General features: G+C 74.2%; 10 protein-coding genes and 2 pseudogenes. 11 read left to right on the forward strand and 1 reads right to left on the reverse strand.

The features are described from left to right. Positions 1-236 precede the first annotated feature (236 nt). From ABD335_RS25595 to ABD335_RS25610, 4 genes are all read left to right on the forward strand, one after another. Positions 237-917: a helix-turn-helix transcriptional regulator gene (locus ABD335_RS25595; protein ID WP_425583742.1), complete on the forward strand. Its 681-nt coding sequence runs from the start codon at positions 237-239 to the stop codon at positions 915-917. A 144-nt stretch (positions 918-1,061) separates the two neighbouring features. Continuing rightward, positions 1,062-4,193: a hypothetical protein gene (locus tag ABD335_RS25600; protein WP_344327739.1), complete on the forward strand. Its 3,132-nt coding sequence runs from the start codon at positions 1,062-1,064 to the stop codon at positions 4,191-4,193. Next, entirely contained in the window at positions 4,190-4,888 is a 699-nt protein-coding gene (locus tag ABD335_RS25605; RefSeq protein ID WP_344327740.1) for a Pvc16 family protein, read from the forward strand. Before ABD335_RS25600 ends, ABD335_RS25605 begins: the two co-directional genes overlap by 4 nt. Before the next feature lie 29 nt (positions 4,889-4,917). Beyond that, positions 4,918-7,011, forward strand: coding sequence for an ATP-binding protein (locus ABD335_RS25610; protein WP_425583743.1), 2,094 nt, complete (start codon positions 4,918-4,920; stop codon positions 7,009-7,011). A gap of 150 nt (positions 7,012-7,161) precedes the next feature. On the opposite strand, the pseudogene ABD335_RS25615 reads toward ABD335_RS25610, so the two are convergent. Beyond that, a pseudogene (locus ABD335_RS25615) lies at positions 7,162-7,421 on the reverse strand (IS5/IS1182 family transposase); the annotation flags it as partial. A gap of 236 nt (positions 7,422-7,657) precedes the next feature. Here ABD335_RS25615 and ABD335_RS25620 point away from each other — a divergent pair. The 7 genes and pseudogenes from ABD335_RS25620 to ABD335_RS25650 form a co-directional block, all read left to right on the forward strand. Then, complete coding sequence (locus tag ABD335_RS25620) at positions 7,658-9,322, forward strand: eCIS core domain-containing protein (protein ID WP_425583738.1); 1,665 nt, start codon at positions 7,658-7,660, stop codon at positions 9,320-9,322. Between the two features lie 145 nt (positions 9,323-9,467). Further along, complete coding sequence (locus tag ABD335_RS25625; RefSeq protein ID WP_344327742.1) at positions 9,468-10,202, forward strand: toll/interleukin-1 receptor domain-containing protein; 735 nt, start codon at positions 9,468-9,470, stop codon at positions 10,200-10,202. Between the two features lie 548 nt (positions 10,203-10,750). Beyond that, positions 10,751-12,313 (forward strand): phage tail sheath family protein, encoded by a 1,563-nt coding sequence (locus tag ABD335_RS25630; RefSeq protein ID WP_344327744.1) that lies wholly within the window; start codon positions 10,751-10,753, stop codon positions 12,311-12,313. 34 nt (positions 12,314-12,347) lie between these two features. Further along, complete coding sequence (locus ABD335_RS25635) at positions 12,348-12,788, forward strand: phage tail protein (protein ID WP_344327745.1); 441 nt, start codon at positions 12,348-12,350, stop codon at positions 12,786-12,788. Next, positions 12,785-13,273, forward strand: a complete 489-nt coding sequence (locus ABD335_RS25640; protein ID WP_344327747.1) for a hypothetical protein — start codon at positions 12,785-12,787, stop codon at positions 13,271-13,273. The genes ABD335_RS25635 and ABD335_RS25640 overlap by 4 nt, the downstream gene beginning before the upstream one ends. Continuing rightward, positions 13,270-13,428 (forward strand): DUF6760 family protein, encoded by a 159-nt coding sequence (locus ABD335_RS25645; protein ID WP_020938517.1) that lies wholly within the window; start codon positions 13,270-13,272, stop codon positions 13,426-13,428. The genes ABD335_RS25640 and ABD335_RS25645 overlap by 4 nt, the downstream gene beginning before the upstream one ends. 4 nt (positions 13,429-13,432) lie before the next feature. Continuing rightward, positions 13,433-14,072, forward strand: a pseudogene (locus ABD335_RS25650) (hypothetical protein); the annotation flags it as partial.

Consider the following 14,072-nt stretch of genomic DNA (forward strand, 5'->3'; position numbering starts at 1 on the left):
GGACCGTGCCCAAGGGCTCGACGAGGAGCGCGAGGGCAACATCCGGGCAATCGAAGTGCCCGAAACGCGACAACCGACTCCCTTCTGATGAAGCGTGGTCACGGCATCTCGTCGCCTCGTGCGGTCAGCACACGGGCGGTCGTGCCGTTTCTGCGTCGCCCCACGGATTCAGGACTGACGAAACAGGTAGCCCCATGCCCTGCTCAGAGGAAAGCGTCCCGGCCATGCCCGCCACCATGTCACGTGTGCCCGCCCAGCCCCGGTCCACGCACCGGACCTCCCGCTCCGATCGCCCGAACCGGGTGACCGTGGCCGTCTACGCCGCCGATCCCGTCCTACGCGTCGGCGTCGTCCAGCAGTTACGCCCGCGCCCCGAGGTCGACCTGCTCGACGATGCCGACGCGGAACAGGCCCAGACGTCGCTGGTGGTCGTGGACGGCGTCGACGACGATGTGGCCGCCCTGCTGCACCGGCTGCGGCACAACACCGCCACCCGCACGGGCCTCGTGGTCGGCACTCTCGGGCCCGGCACGCTGCAACGCGTCGTCGAGTGCGGCGTGGCGGCGGTGCTGCGGCGCGTCGAGGCCGACCAGGACCGACTCCTCCATCTGGTCCTGGCGATAGCCAACGGTGAGGGCGTGCTGCCCGGCGACCTGCTCGGCAAACTGCTCACGCACGTGGGCAGCCTCCAGCGCTCGGCGCTCGATCCGCGGGGCCTGTCCCTGTCCACGTTGACCCCGCGCGAGGCGGACATGCTGCGCCTGGTGTCGGAGGGCCTGGACACGGCGGAGATCGCCCGCAAGACCGCGTACTCCGAACGGACCGTCAAGAACGTGCTCCATGGGATCACCACGCGGCTGCAACTGCGCAATCGGGCCCACGCGGTCGGCTACGCGCTGCGCAACGGGCTGATCTGACGACGGCCGGTCCCCCGGCACTGCCCGAAAGCGCACCACGCGTTCCCCCGGGTACGGCCCCGCCGCCCTGCCGCGCCGCACGCGGCCGTTGCAGGGTGGCGGGGGCACATCCGGGTGCCGCACCGGACCGTGAGGGGGGCTGTGATGGGAACCGCCGGTTCCGGCGGGCGGAACCGCCTGGCCAGGCTCGGCACGTCGTTGCTGCTGTTGATCCCGCTGCTCACGGTGACGGCGGCCTCGGAGCAGAACAGTGCCGAGGCCCGGCCGCGGGTGACCGACACCGCGGACACCCGGGTCGTGTACGCCGGTACCCGGCACCGCAGTCTCGGCCGGGTCGACACCGACACCTCCAGCAAGCCGCTGTTCGGCGCGGGCCCGGACCACTTCGACGTCCAGCCGTCCGCCCTCGGTGACGCGATGGTGTTCGCGAGCCGCCGTGACGAGAAGGACCCGCAGATCTACCTGCGGTCCGCCGACGGTTCGGTGCGCCGTCTCACCAGCGGCCGGGACGCGGCGCACCCCCGGCTGACGCCGGACGGCCGGGCCGTGGTGTTCGACTCGGCCGAACCCGGCGGACCGGGCGGCCGGACCCAGCGCGACCTGTGGCTGGTGCGCACCGACGGCACCGGCCTGAAGCGGCTCACCGACACGCCCTCGAACGAGGAGCACCCCACGGTCTCCCCGGACGGGCGGCGCCTGGCGTACTCCGGCGACAGCGACCCGGCGGTCGGTCGGCAGGTCTACGTACGGCCCCTGGCCGGCGGCACCGCCTCCCGGATCACCGATCCCCGAAACGGCGCGGCCACCGAACCGGTGTGGAACCCGGTCGACGACCCCGCCCACCGGGACCTGATCGCGTACACCGCCACCGCCGCCGGGCGGAACGGCCCCCGACTGCGGGTGACGGACGGGCGCACCGACGGGCCACTGCTCGGGGGCGCGCAGGCACAGTGGCATGCCCACGGGGCGGCGTGGCTGCCCGACGGGGACGAGGTCCTGTTCCTGAGCCCCGAGATCACCTGTGAGTGCGAAGGCGACTGGGACCACGTGTTCCGGGTGCCCGCGCACTCCGCCGACACCCCGTCGTTGGTGCTCAGCGAGGACCGAGAGGTCCTCTCGCCCACCTGGCTCGGCTCGCTCGACGACGGCGGTGTGGTGGTGGAGCGCACCTCGGCGTCCAGCCCGCACACGGTGACGCTGCAGGACGTCCGGATGGACGGGGCCGACCCTCGCGATCTGAGGCTGACGATCCTCCGGGAGGACCCGAGGGCCGACACCGAGACCGATCCCGTCGAGGACCCGCTGTTCCGGCCCGACCCCGGGTACGACCCGTGGACCGAGCGGCAGAACTACACGCCCGACGGCCGCCGGATCGTGGTGACCCGCTTCGAGGGCGCCCCCGACAGCCGCGTCCAGCGGATCTGGATGGTGGACGCCGACGGGTCCAACGAGGCACCCGTGCCGCTCGCGGGACGCGGCCCGGGGGACCGGGACACCGACCCGACGTTCTCCCCGGACGGCAGGTACCTCGCCTTCACCCGGACCTCGCCGGGCGGCGTCGGGGAAGCCGCGGGTCCCGGCCGCATCCTGATCGCGGACGTCGCGACCGGCGCGATCCGCGGCAAGATCACTCCGCCGGACGGACAGGGCACCGGCGGCGACGCCCAGCCCACCTGGTCCCCCGACGGCACCACCCTGGCCTTCACACGGAACCACGTGATCGACGGGAACGGCGGCAACAAGCACGTCTGGACCGTGCCCGTGAACGACCTGGGCCGGCAGCGCGACCTGAGCGCCGAGATCTGCCCGGGCGACTGCGAGGTCATCGACGACAGCCCGGCGTTCTCACCGGACGGGCGCAGTATCGTCTTCAACCGCAAGAACGGCGGCGGCCGGATCGACGAGCGCAACGGCATCCTGTCGACGTCCCCGTCGGGCAGGGGGTGCCGGGTATTGCTGCCCGCCGCCGCCCGCGGCCTCCCCGGCGCCTGCCACCGGGAGTTGCCGGACACGTCGGCCACCGGCCCGTTCCAGCCGCGTGACGCCGCCTGGACGGCCGACGGCAAGAGCCTGGTGTTCAGTTCACGCGCCGGCCTTCCGGCCAACAGTCCCGAGAAGCTGCACCTCCTGCACATCGCGTCCGGCCGTCTCACCCCGCTCACCGCCGGTCTGCCGGGCCGGCAGAAGGAACCCGGCGTCCAGCAGTCCGTGGACCTCGCGGTCCGCGCGCCCGGCACCGTCCCGGAGGTCACCGTCGGCCGTTCCACCACGGTCCGCGTCGACGTGGTGAACAACGGCCCCGCCGCCTCCCCCGGCACCCGGCTGACCATCGCGCCGCCACTCGGTGTGCGGATCACCCGGCTGACCCGGCCCGGAGGCACCTGCGACGCCGCGTCCCTCCAGTGCGACATCGGCGTGGTGCCGCCCGGCACCACCGTCCCGGTGAACGTCACCCTCACCGGGGTCGTCCCTGGCGAGGCGCCGGTCGACTGGTCGGTCACCGGCACCGTCCTGGACCCGAGGCCCGGCGACAACGCGGGCCGGACCGTGGTGCCGGTGCGCGAGGCCCCGCCCCCGACGCCGCCCACCAGCCCGCCACCCACCGTGCCTCCGGCGCCGGACGAGCCCGAGGCCGGGCCCGGGGTGCGCGTCACGACCCAGCCGAACCCCGGCTACGTCGGCGGGCGCGTCGTGGTGACGTACACCGTGCGCAACGGCCGCAACGCCCTGGCGACCGGGCTACGGCTGCGCATCGGCCTGCCCGCGGGCGTCCCGAACAACGGGCCGCCGCCGGGCTGCGACCGCTCCTGGGTGTGCGCGCTGCCGGATCTGGCCCCGGGCACGAGCACCGTCGTCCGGGTCGTCCTCAGCCCCGACAAGGCGTTGACCGGCCGCGTCACCGGCGAGCTCACCACCACCGGAACGGACGCCGACCGGCGCGACAACACCGCCCGGCAGCGGCTGCGCATCCTCCAGCCGCGCATCGTGGCGGTGCCCGAGGTCGGCAAGCCCGGCTTCGTCACCTCGGTGCGCGGCAAGGACTTCCCGCCGGGAGTGCCGGTGCGGTTCACCTGGAAACCGGGGATCACCGCGGCGGCGGCGCCGACCGTGCCGGGCCCCGACGGCACGTTCATCGGGCAGCTCCTCGTCCTCGCCAAGGACCAGACCGGACCGCGCACCATCACCGCCAGGGGCCCCGGCTTCTCCCCGGTCAAGACCGACTTCCTGGTGGTCAGCGGCAGCGTCCAGCCGCCCGACGAGGTGACCCGCCGGTGATCCACGAGGTCGACGAGGGGCTGCGCCGCCTGCTCGGCGAGTCCGGCCTGGAGGCGTCGGGCGTCGAGGTGGTCTTCGACGCCCCCACCCGGGAGTGGGCGGCGCGCCGCAACGCCCCGACGGTCTGCGTGTTCCTGTACGACATCCGCGAGGACGCCACCCGGCGCGGCAGCGGCGCCGGGGAGGTGTACGACGCGGACGGGCGGCTCGTGGCGCGGCGCACCCCGCCACGCTGGTTCGAACTGACGTACCTGGTCACGGCGTGGGCGAGCCGCCCGCAGGACGAGCACCGGCTGCTCTCGCAGGTGCTCGCCTGCCTGGTGGTCACCGACACGCTGCCGGCGCGGCTGCTCACCGGCACGCTCGCCGAACTCGGCCTGACCGTCGGTCTGGACACCGCCGGGCTCGACGCGCCGGCCGCCTCCGATGTGTGGTCGGCGCTCGGCGGGGAGCTGAAGGCGTCGCTCGGGGTACGGGTGCGGGCGCCGCTCGCCGGGGTGAGCCAGGCCGTCGCGCCGCCGGTCACCGAAGGGCTCGTGGTGCGCTCCGCCGCCCGGCGCGAGGGCGGGGAAGCGGTGTCGGGGCGTCGGCTGCGCTACACGGAGACGAGCGATCCGGGGCCGGACGGCTTCGCCGGTCCGCGCGAGCGGCCGTCCGCCCCCGCCCGGCGCCGTCGAGGGGACCGCCGGCCGTGACGTACACCGCCGAACCCGTCGCCGCCGGAATCGCCGCCCGGCCCGACGCCGAAGCCGTCCCCGAAGCCGTCCCCGCCGACGTGGAGCCCCTGTGGACGCGGCTCCGCGCGGTCGAGGAGCGGGTGCGGCACGCGGTGACGGCCCGCCGCGCCGCCGACCCCGACCCCGACGACCCGTACCGAGGCCAGTACCTCACCCCCGAGGCGGCGGCCCGCATCCTGGACGAGCCGGGCGGCCTCGACCTGCCCGCCCACGGGCCCTGGCGCCCACCGGCCGGCTCCGTCCTCGACGGCCTCGCCCGGAGCTTCGGCCTGTCCCCGCTGGACCTGGACCTGCTGCTGGTCGCGGTGGCGCCCGACCTAGACGCGCGGTTCGAACGGCTCTACGGCTACCTCAACGACGACCTGACGTGCCGTCGGCCCACGGTCGGGCTCGCCCTGGAGCTGTGCGGGCTCGCCGGAGCGGCCCCCGCCCGGTTCCGGCTCGCCCCCGGAGCGCCGCTGGTCGCGGGTGGTCTGGTGGAGGTCACCGAGCCGGAACGGCCGCCGCTCTCCCGCGTCCTGACGGTCCCCGACCGGGTCACCGGGCACCTCTTGGGGACCACGCGGCCCGACGCCCGGCTCGCCGGGGTGCTCGGCGAGGCGTGGGAGGACCCGACCGCGGCGGCGGAGGAGGTACGCCGGGCGGCTGCCGCGGCGCGGACCGGCACCGGACTCGTCCACCTGCGCAGCTGGGGCGGAGACGCCGAGGGACTGGCCGGCGCCGCCCTGCGCGCGGCCGGGCGGCGTCCGCTCGCCCTGGACGCGGCGGCGCTCGCCCGGCACTCCGGCGACGCACCGCACCTCGCCCGGGTCGCCGCGCTCGAAGCCCGCCTGACCGGCGCCGGGGTCGTCCTCGGCCCCCTGGAGGCGCTGCCCGCCGAACCCGCCGAACGGGCCCGCACGCTGGCCCCATGGTGCGCGGCCCTGCGGGGCATTCCCCTGCTGACGTACGGCACCGTGGGCTGGGACCCGGCGTGGGCGGCCGACACCCCCGTCGTCCTGGCCGTGCCGGCGCCCTCTCCCGAGCGGCAGGCCGCGCGCTGGCGGCACGCCCTGGAGCGGGCCGCCGGTGACGGCTCCGTGGCCGGCGATGCCGAGGCGCTCGCCCGGTCGGTCGCCGCGCACCGCCTGGACTCCGGCCAGTTGCGCCGTGCCGCCGACGTGGCGGTGCGCACGGCCGCCCTCGCGGGCCGCCCGGTCGGCCCCGACGACCTGCGAACGGCCGTGCGCGCCCAGAACGGCGCGGGGCTCGACCGGCTCGCCCGCCGGGTGGAGCCCGGCGTCGGCTGGGACGACCTGGTGCTCCCGCCGGTCACCCACCGGCGGCTGCGCGAACTCGCGCTGCGCGCCCGCCACCGCGAACAGGTGCTCGGGCAGTGGGGGATGCGGCCCGGCGGCGGGCGCGGGCGCGGCGTGATCGCGCTGTTCGCCGGCGAGTCGGGCACCGGCAAGACCATGTCCGCCGAGGTCGTCGCGGCGGACCTGGGCATGGACCTGTACGTGGTGGACCTGTCCACGGTCGTCGACAAGTACGTCGGGGAGACCGAGAAGAACCTGGAGCGGATCTTCACCGAGGCGTCGGCGGTCAACGCGGTGCTCCTCTTCGACGAGGCCGACGCGATCTTCGGCAAGCGCTCGGAGGTGAAGGACGCGCACGACCGGCACGCCAACATCGAGTCGGCGTACCTGCTCCAGCGCATGGAGTCCTTCGACGGGATCGCGGTGCTGACCACCAACCTGCGGGCCAACCTGGACGAGGCGTTCACGCGCCGCCTGGACGTGGTGGCGGACTTCCCCGTGCCCGACGCCGGCCGGCGCCTGGCCCTGTGGGAGCGGTGCCTGGGCGACCGGCTGCCCCGGGCCGCCGATCTGGACCTCGTCTTCTGCGCGGACCGATTCGAGATGGCCGGCGGCTCGATCCGGGCCTGCGCGGTGACGGCCGCCTATCTGGCGGCGGAGTCCGGCGGGCCGCTCACCATGCGGCAGGTGGTGACGGCGATCGCGCAGGAGTACCGCAAGCTCGGCCGGCTGGTCCTGGAGGGCGAGTTCGGGCCGTGGCTGGCGGAGGTCGGCGAGGCGTGAGGGGAAGACGGCCCGGACGCCGGTGGCCAGGATCCCATCGCAGCGTCGTCAGGCGGCTGTCCGACAGCCTCTCGGACCGGGGCGCCCGGTGTGGGGCGGTGGGCCACGAGCCTTTCCCGGTAACGGTTCGTGTCGTCGGGCGACCGGTCGGACGGTGCGGTCGTACTCGGGTTGGCGCGGGACGAGGGCCGCGGCGACGATCTTCGTGATGCGGCCGGGGTCGAGGCCGACCCCGCGCAGGGCCTTGACGGGTGGTCTTGAGCAGGGAGTCGGCGCGTTCGCGGACCCCGTGGATGCCGGAGATGGCCTTGTCGTAAGGTCTGCCGGGCCTCGGCCGGCTCGCTTCCGGCGGGCTTTCCGTGCGGGCGGCGGAAACCGTCGCCGGCGTTCTCGTGGCCGAGGTCGACAACAGCCTGTCGTTGGGCCGCGTCCCGCGTCGCGGATGTCGGCGTTCGGCCGCCCCGAGGGCGAAGAACCCCGTGGCTGCGCTGCCGGCCGCGGTGCCGGAACGACGGCCCGCACCGCCCGTGCTGCCCGATCGGGCAGCAACGCCGCCCCCGTGCCTCTGCCTGTCGGTGCCCGCCATGCCGTATCAAGGAAGAACCGGCGGGTCACCGCGCGCCCGCCCGACTCCGGAAGGCGGCACATGCGCACCCACAGCCCGGGCGAAGCCCCGCGTCGGCCGCGGCAGGCGCCGGCGCCCGGCACGGCACGGTCACGCGGGACGTCCGCGGCGCAGGCGTCCGCGGGCCGGGGCGCCGCCGTCCCCGTCCTCCCCACACTCCGCGCGCTGGCGGCCCTGCAACGCACCGCGGGCAACCGCGCCGTGACCCGGATGCTGCGGGACGCCGGGCACCGGGCCGCTCCGCGGGTGCAGCGCTCCGCCGTCACCGGGGAGGAGGCCACCGCCGCCGTGCAGCGCTCCGCCGTGGCGGATGTGCTGCGCGGTCCGGGGCAGCCGCTGCCCGCGGCGCTGCGCGGCGAGATGGAGGCCCGGCTCGGCGCGGACTTCGCGGACGTCCGGCTGCACACCGGCCCCGCCGCCCGCGCCTCCGCCGCCCAGGTGGGCGCCCGCGCCTACACCTCCGGCAGCCATGTGGTGATCGGGGACGGCGGCGCCGACAAGCACACCCTCGCCCATGAGCTCACCCACGTCATCCAGCAGCGCCAGGGCGCGGTCGCGGGCACCGACAACGGCGCGGGCCTTCGCATCAGCGACCCGTCCGACCGCTTCGAGCGGGCCGCCGAGGCCAACGCCGTCCGGGTGATGGCACGCCCCCGGCCCACCACCTCGGCCGCGCCCCACCCGTCCGATGGCGCCGAGGAACACGCGGAAGGGACACTCGGGGCGCCGGCCACCGGCACCGGCCACATCCAGCGCCGTTTCACCCCCTTCAGCGGGGGCAAGGCGGAGAACGTGGACGTGGCCAGGCTGGCGCCACTGGACACCCTCTTCTCCAACGGCCTCACGTACACCGACGGGTGCACCCTCGGCAACTCGGTGCACCTGGAGCAGTTGCTGAGGCAGACGGGCGGCGGTTCGGAGCCGGGCTACCCGCAGGGGTTCGAGGAGATCCGCCTCGTCGACCAGTACCTGCTGTGGGAGAACCGTCCGCAGGTCTCCACCGCCATGCACGCCGTCAACGGCGACTTCGTGGCCGGCGCCAACAACACCGCGAGCAACATCTTCATGGGCACCGCCCAGGCCAACAAGAACCACCTCAACGAGGTCGAGGCGCCGATCCGCTCCGCGATGCAGGGCACCGCGAACCGTGGCCGCGCCGCGCTCTACCAGCAGGCGATGAGCACCTGCGAGCACCCGCCGGGTGCGCCGTGGATCCTGATCTGGGACAACCCGGGCGCCACCATCCCGGGCAGCACCCCCGGCGGCAAGAAGTTGCCGTTCCTGATGACGGACAAGAGCCAGAGAGTCACACACTACGTCGACACGCTCCAGCTTCCCTCCGACCGCCCCAGGGTGACCGTCTACAGCGTGGTGCCGACGTACAAGGCCAGCTACCTGCCGCCGTACATCCACCGCAACCTCGCCGACACGGACAAGAAGATCGTGGATGCCAAGGCCGAGCTCGCCACCCTGCAGCAGCAGGTGCCGCGGAACCAGACCGAGATCGACGACCTGAAGGAGCGCATCGAGAACGAGGAGCTGGCGGTCGACCGGCTGAAGAAGAACGGCCCGAACCTCTTCCCGGTCGAGTTCACCTGCACGGCCGAGTACTGGCTCGCGTCGTACGACCCGAAGGCACCCTGGATCGTCAGCCGTGAGAGCCAGGTTCTCGACGCCCAGGCGTGACGCACCGGCAGGAGTCTCACAAGAAGTGCCGTGGCGGGCGTCGCGGGGCTGCTCCGCCACAGGGAGGGACGGCCCGTCACGGCAAGCCTCGGGAGTCTCCGGGAGAGCGGCTCGGGGAAGGGTACGGAGAGCGTGGAGGAGTGACATGCAGGACGTGACGCGCAGGAGCAGGGAATCCGGGCCCGCCTCACCGGCCGTCTTCCTCACCGCCGCCGAACGGGACCTCGCCACGCTGACCACGCTCGACCGCAGGCTGCGCCGACACGGAGTGCGCACCGGTGTGGACGCCGAGCGTGTCCTGACCGACGGCATCCTGCAGGAGCCGGTGCTGCAGGACCTCGGCGCGTGCGACGCGGTCGTCGCGGTGTGGAGCGAGGCCGCGGCCGGGGACCCGGTGGTGGCGGCCCACCTGGAGACCGCCGCGTCCTTCGGCAAACGCACCATTCGGTACTCGCCGAACGGCGACGCGCAGTTCGAAGACCTGCTCCACGAGGTCTACGGCGCGACTCCCGTGCCCGCTCCCAAGGCACCCACCGGAGTCGTCATCGCGCCCGGACGGTGGCGGATCACCGATGACGACACGCCGCTCGAGCTCGACCTCGTGCTCGCTCCCGACGGGCGTGCGACCGGCACCGGCACCGCCCGGGAGCACACCGGACGCGTCACCGGCGGCTGGCGGTACGACACACCCCACGAAGAGCTCGCCCTTGACCTGCGGATCGCCATCGGGCTGCGGCCGGCACCCCTGCCGCTGCTGCTCTGCCCGACCCGCCGCGACGGCGACCGCGTCCACGCCGCCGACGCGCACGGCCTGGCCGCACCGCACACGTACACCCTCGCACCCGGGGACGGGGACGGGGACGGCGCAGACTCACTGTGAGGCCACGGGCGACCCGTCCATACGGCCATGGCCGGCGCGCTCGCACCGCCGTCGTGGCACCTTCGGCGGATTGAGACGCCAAGGCCCTCCTCGTTTCCCGTCGTCCGGGGTCGTCGATGGAGGTGTCGGGGCGCGCCCCGACGGCACGGGTCGCACGAGCGGCGGCCCGGTGTGCGGCCGCACGTCGGAGAAGTCGGTGCCGGGTCCGGCCTCCCTCCCCTGGCAACCTGGCCTCTCCTGGCGACCTGGCGCGGCGAGCGACCTGCCGACCGAGCGCAGGACCTCGCGCACCCGCTGCCTCCCCGTCGCCTCCTCGTCGGCGCACTCCTGCTGCGGCTCCAGTGGACCGCGGGCGCGAACGGGGTGTCCAGGTCCGCGCGGGCAGTGCGGGGGCAACGACGGGTGACACCGGGGTGATCGACGCGGGGGGTACGGAAAGGCAGCGGTCCTGCCCCCGGCCGGGTCCGCCGGTCCCTGTCGCCGTGGCGGACGTGCCGCGCAGACTCGGCCTGGACACAGGTGACCCGCAAGGACGCTAAGGAGCGAGCATGCCGACGTACCTCACCCCGGGCGTGTACGTGGAGGAGGTGCAGTCCGGTGCTCGACCGATCGAGGGGGTCGGCACCGCCGTCGCCGCGTTCGTCGGGTTCGCCGGGAGTGGTCCGTTCCACACACCGACGCTGGTCACCAACTGGGACCAGTACACCCAGCAGTTCGGCGGCTTCACCGAGGGCACCTACCTGGCCCACGCGGTCTACGGGTACTTCGCCAACGGCGGCGGCGCCGCGTACATCGTGCGGATCGGCGGCTCCGCCGAGGACTCCTCCGCTCCGGCGGCCGGCGGCGCCCGGCTGCGCCCGGAGACCGGGGCGGCGGAGCCCGTGGAGCTCGGCGGCTTCCTGGTCGCGGCCCGTCCGGGGGTCTCCGGGGTGTCGGTGGAGATCGCCGACGCGGACGGCGAGAACCCGCCGCAGGACCGCTTCAAGGTCCTGGTCCGCCAGGGCGACCAGGTGGCGGAGACGTACGAGGCCTCCAGCCGCAAGAACGTCAAGGGGTACCTGGTCAACCAGGCCCGCGCCTCCAAGCTGATCGAGGTCGCCGAGCAGCAGGGCGCCGGCCAGAGCAGGCCCGCCAACCAGACCGTGGCGCTGCCCGACGCCCCGGCCGTGCCCGCCGCGCCCGGCTCCGGCGAGGTGTCGCGCCTCGACCCGGCCGAGTACGTCGGCGACGCCGCGGCCCGCACCGGTTTCGGCGGCCTGGAGACCATCGACGAGATCACCATGGTCGCGGTGCCGGACCTGATGAGCGCCCACCAGCGCGGCGACATCGACGCCGAGGGCGTGCGCACCGTGCAGCTCGCCGTGATCGCGCACTGCGAGCAGATGGGCGACCGGGTGGCCGTCCTGGACACTCCGCCCGGGCTGACCGCCCAGCGGGTACGCACCTGGCGCAACGACGAGGCGGGGTACGACTCCCGGTACGCCGCCCTCTACTACCCGTGGGTGCGGGTCTTCGACCCGGCCACCGGACGCAACACCACCGTCCCGCCGAGCGGCCACATCGCCGGGGTGTGGGCGCGCAGCGACGCCGAGCGCGGCGTGCACAAGGCGCCCGCCAACGAGGTGATCCGCGGCGCGGTGGACCTGGAGATCCGGCTCAGCAAGGGCGAGCAGGACCTGCTGAACCCGATCGGCGTGAACTGCGTACGGGCCTTCCCCGGCCGGGGCATCCGGGTGTGGGGCGCCCGCACCCTCTCCTCCGACCCCGCCTGGCGCTACCTGAACGTGCGCCGCCTGTTCAACTATCTCGAGGAGTCGATCCTGCTGGGCACCCAGTGGGTGGTCTTCGAGCCGAACGACGACCGGCTGTGGTCGAGCATCCGGAGGAACGTCACCGCGTTCCTCACCGAGGAGTGGCGCCGGGGCGCGCTGTTCGGCCGCACCGCCGACGAGGCGTTCTACGTGAAGTGCGACCGCGACACCAACCCGCAGGAGTCCATCGACCAGGGACGGGTCGTCTGCGAGATCGGCGTCGCGCCGGTCAAGCCCGCGGAGTTCGTGGTGTTCCGGCTGGCCCAGTTCTCCGACAGCACCAGTCTCATCGACGAGTGACCCCCGGGTCGGCAAGGAAAGGTGACGAACAGTCATGGCAGTGGGCGACGCTCTTTCCACCCACGTCTTCGGCGTGCAGCTCGGCGGCTATCTCGTCGAGTCGATCCAGGAGATCAGCGGACTGACCGTCGAGGAGGAGGTCGTCGAGGTCAAGCAGGTCAGCGCGGAGGGCAAGCAGATCATCCGCAAGCAGCCCGGCGCCCGCCAGGCCGGCGAGATCACGATCACCCGAGGACTCGACCAGAGCAGCGAGTTCACCAACTGGATCAAGGAAACCCTGAACAACGGTGCCGTGAACTCCGCACGGCAGAACCTCACCCTGGAGATCAAGGACTCCGAGGGCACCACGGTCCGTCGCATCCAACTGATGCAGGGCTGGGCCTCCAAGTGGGAGGGTCCGTCCCTGAAGGCGGGCGAGTCCTCCGCGGCCACCGAGACCGTCACCATCGTGTTCGAGGAGATCATCGTCGAATGAGACGCCGTACGGTGACGGCGGGCAACCTGGAGGAGATCCTCCAGGTGACGGCGCCCGCCCCGCCCGAGCAGGCGGCGGCACCCGCTGCCACGCCGGCGCCCCGGGAGGACCACGGGCTGCGCACCGAGTTCGAGTTCGAGCTGCCGCGCGGGTACGTGGACGAGGCGGGCACGGTGCACCGCCACGGCGCGATGCGCCTGGCCACCGCCCGTGACGAGCTGCGGCCCCAGATCGACCTGCGGGTCAAGGAGAACCCGGCGTACCTGAGCGTGGTGCTGCTGAGCCAGGTGATCACCCGGATCGGCACGATCACCGACGTGCACGCCGGGATCGTGGAGCGGATGTACGCCACCGACGTCGCCTTCCTCCAGGACTTCTACCGCCGCGTCAACAGCGAGGGCCACACCCGCGCGGCGGTGACCTGCCCCCACTGCGAGGGCGACTTCGAGGTCGACCTCTCGGGTGGGCGCCTGGGGGAATCGTGACGTACGCCCTCCCCCGGCTCCGGGAGGAGATCGCGTACATCGCCTACCACTTCCACTGGCAACGCGAGGAGATCCTCGACCTGACCCACGACGAACGCCGGCAGTGGGTGGCCGAGATCGCCCGCATCAACACCCGTGTGAACGAAGGTGGTTGAGCGCATGGCATGGCGGGACAGGCTGCGCCGCCGGATCGTCGGGCCGGGCGCCGCGGACCGTCCACGGCGTACGGAGGGCTCCGGCGCCGCGGCGAGCGGTCCGTCCGGCGACGGCCCGGAACGGTCCGCGCCCGGTGTTCCGAGGCCGTCCGTGCCCGGCGACTGGGACGGCGGCTGGCGTCGCGCCGCACCGTTGGAACCCACCGTGGCCCGTGCCCCGCTCGGCGTCAGCGACGGCCTCGCCTTCCGCGCGGGCCTGGCCGCCTGGCGGAACCCGTCGTTCGGCACCGACCTCGGCCACGCCCTGCTGCCCACCGCCCCGACCGGCCTGGTGCACGGCGTCGCCCGCCCGGCCGTCCCGCGGCCCGTCCACACCAGCGGGGGGCCGCTGCTGCTCCGGGCACTGCGCCCGGAGGGGGCGGACGGCCCGCAGGACGGTATGCCGGACGGCGGCACCCCGGACGGAGCGGCGGAGCTGCCGACCGTCCGGACATCACAGGTCGCACGCCGGACGCGACCGGGGGCGCGGCCGTCCGGACCGACGCCGTCCGGCCCGGTCCCGTCCGGCTCGGCGCCGTCCGCCGCGCGGCCTCCCCGCAGCGGCTCCGGCCGCGCGGAAGCGGCGACCGCGGACTCCGGGCCGG

The organism is Streptomyces macrosporus (genome assembly GCF_039533145.1).
In the GTDB taxonomy this organism is placed as follows: domain Bacteria; phylum Actinomycetota; class Actinomycetes; order Streptomycetales; family Streptomycetaceae; genus Streptomyces; species Streptomyces macrosporus.

Coding starts and splice junctions, on each gene's coding strand:
- ABD335_RS25595 (WP_425583742.1), top strand. CDS start 237: ATGTCACGTGTGCCCGCCCAGCCCCGGTCCACGCACCGGACCTCCCGC.
- ABD335_RS25600 (WP_344327739.1), top strand. CDS start 1,062: ATGGGAACCGCCGGTTCCGGCGGGCGGAACCGCCTGGCCAGGCTCGGC.
- ABD335_RS25620 (WP_425583738.1), top strand. CDS start 7,658: ATGCGCACCCACAGCCCGGGCGAAGCCCCGCGTCGGCCGCGGCAGGCG.
- ABD335_RS25625 (WP_344327742.1), top strand. CDS start 9,468: ATGCAGGACGTGACGCGCAGGAGCAGGGAATCCGGGCCCGCCTCACCG.
- ABD335_RS25630 (WP_344327744.1), top strand. CDS start 10,751: ATGCCGACGTACCTCACCCCGGGCGTGTACGTGGAGGAGGTGCAGTCC.
- ABD335_RS25635 (WP_344327745.1), top strand. CDS start 12,348: ATGGCAGTGGGCGACGCTCTTTCCACCCACGTCTTCGGCGTGCAGCTC.
- ABD335_RS25640 (WP_344327747.1), top strand. CDS start 12,785: ATGAGACGCCGTACGGTGACGGCGGGCAACCTGGAGGAGATCCTCCAG.